The organism is Thiobacillus sp. (assembly GCF_024708915.1).
This window is the reverse complement of record NZ_JANJXQ010000261.1, coordinates 1-1,866: the sequence shown is the minus strand read 5'-3', so window position 1 is coordinate 1,866 and position 1,866 is coordinate 1. Positions and strand designations below refer to the sequence as shown.

The window sequence follows — 1,866 nt, the reverse complement described above, 5'->3', positions numbered from 1 at the left end:
GATCCAGGATTCGGTGGAGCAGGTCGAGGCGGGCCGCAAGCTGGTGGACGAAGCCGGCGAAGCGATGGACGACATCGTGACCTCGGTTGAGCTGGTTGCCGACATCATCAGCGGCACCGCGACTGCGAGCCAGGAGCAGAGCGCGGGCATCGATCAGGTCAACCAGGCGGTTGGTCAGATGGACGAGATGACGCAGCAGAACGCTGCCCTGGTGGAGCAGGCGGCGGCGGCGGCCGAGAGCCTGCAGGATCAGGCGGCGAAGCTTGCCGAAGCGGTGAGCGTATTCAGGCTGGAGGGTGCGAGCGGTCAGCGGACGGCGCTGCCGGTGCCGAAGGGTGCGGCGAGCCGCCTCCCCGAAAAGACCGATGGCGCATCGACCGGAACGATGCCTGCCATCCGCCCGAAGAAGCTGGCGGCAGCCGGCAGCCGCGACGAGTGGGAAGCGTTCTGAGCATCCCCGCCGACCTCCGTCCGCAGGCGTAATCGATCCGCTCTGCATGGACGGATGGTTCCTTCGTACGCATCAAGATATCCGGATTCGAGCCGATTTCTCCAGTAGGACCGTATTCACGGGATGCCGGACGGCGATTTCCTGTTCCCGATTGTTCTGCCGCGTCGCATGCAGTGCCTGGAATCCGCGGTCAGGCAGGCGTATCTGAAAGCAGATGCGCCCGGCGTCATCGTAATCAACTGAAACCAAACCAGAAGGTTTTTACAGAAATGAAACTCAAGTCGAAAATCATGTTGAGCATGGGAATGGTCTTCGTGCTCTTCAGTATCGCGATCGGCGTGGCGCTGACCGGCATGCAGAGCAACAAGAACCGCTTCGAGCAGTTCCTCGAGCAGGATCTGGCGTTTGCCCAGGCGACGACCAGCCTGTACGCACACGGCCTGCAAATGGGTCAGGCCCTGCGCAACATCGTCATGGATTCGAGCAATCAGGCGGCCTACAAGAACCTCGAGTCTTCGTCCGCTGAATTCAAGAAGGCCAGCGACAACGCGCATACCCTGGCGGCCGCCAATCCGGCCGACCTCAAAGTGGTGGAAGAAGTCATCGCCCTGCGCGAACAGCAGATTCCGCTCCAGGCCAAGGTGATTTCGCTGGCAAGCACCGACCAGGCTGCCGCCATCGCGGCCATCAGCCAGGAAGAGACCCCGGTGTGGCGCCAGATCCGCGAGCGCCTGATGGCAATGAACAAGGCCAAGAGCGAACAGGTCGAGCAGACCAAGGCCGACATGGCCGCATTCAGCCAGCGCATGCTGACGATCACCCTGGTGCTGTTGGTGGTGGCGCTGATCGCGGCGGGCGCGATCGTGTTCTGGCTGGTCCGCTACATCATGAAGCAGTTGGGTGGCGAGCCTGCCTATGCGGTGGAAATTGCCCGTGCGATCTCCGACGGCGATTTCTCAAGATCGGTCGCCCTGGAGCGTGGCGACACGTCCAGCCTGCTGTTTGCCATCAATGCGATGCGTGAAAATCTGACCGGTACGGTCGGCGATATCCGCCATGCCACCGAGACCATTGCCGTCGCTACCCGCGAGATTGCCACCGGCAACGCCGACCTGTCCGGCCGTACCGAATCACAGGCCTCGTCGCTGGAAGAGACCGCCAGTTCGATGGAAGAGCTGACCAGCACCGTCCGGCAGAACGCCGAGAACGCCCGCCAGGCCAACCAGCTTGTCGTCTCCACCGCCGACGTCGCGGTCAAGGGCGGCCAGGTCGTAGGCCAGGTCGTCGACACCATGGCCTCGATCAAGGAAAGCTCGAAGAAGATTGCCGACATCATCGGCGTCATCGACGGCATTGCGTTCCAGACCAACATCCTCGCCTTGAACGCCGCGGTCGAAGCCGCGCGCGCCGGCGAA

Annotated in this window: 2 protein-coding genes; both read left to right on the top strand. The window is 62.6% G+C overall.

Annotation, left to right across the window (positions count from 1 at the left end; genetic code table 11):
* Positions 1–451 (top strand): methyl-accepting chemotaxis protein (locus tag Q0L94_RS17505; RefSeq protein WP_296755903.1); only part of this gene is annotated, 451 nt, incomplete at its 5' end.
* 269 nt (positions 452–720) lie between these two features.
* The coding region (locus Q0L94_RS17500; protein WP_296755901.1) for a methyl-accepting chemotaxis protein at positions 721–1,866 on the top strand (1,146 nt) is incomplete at its 3' end.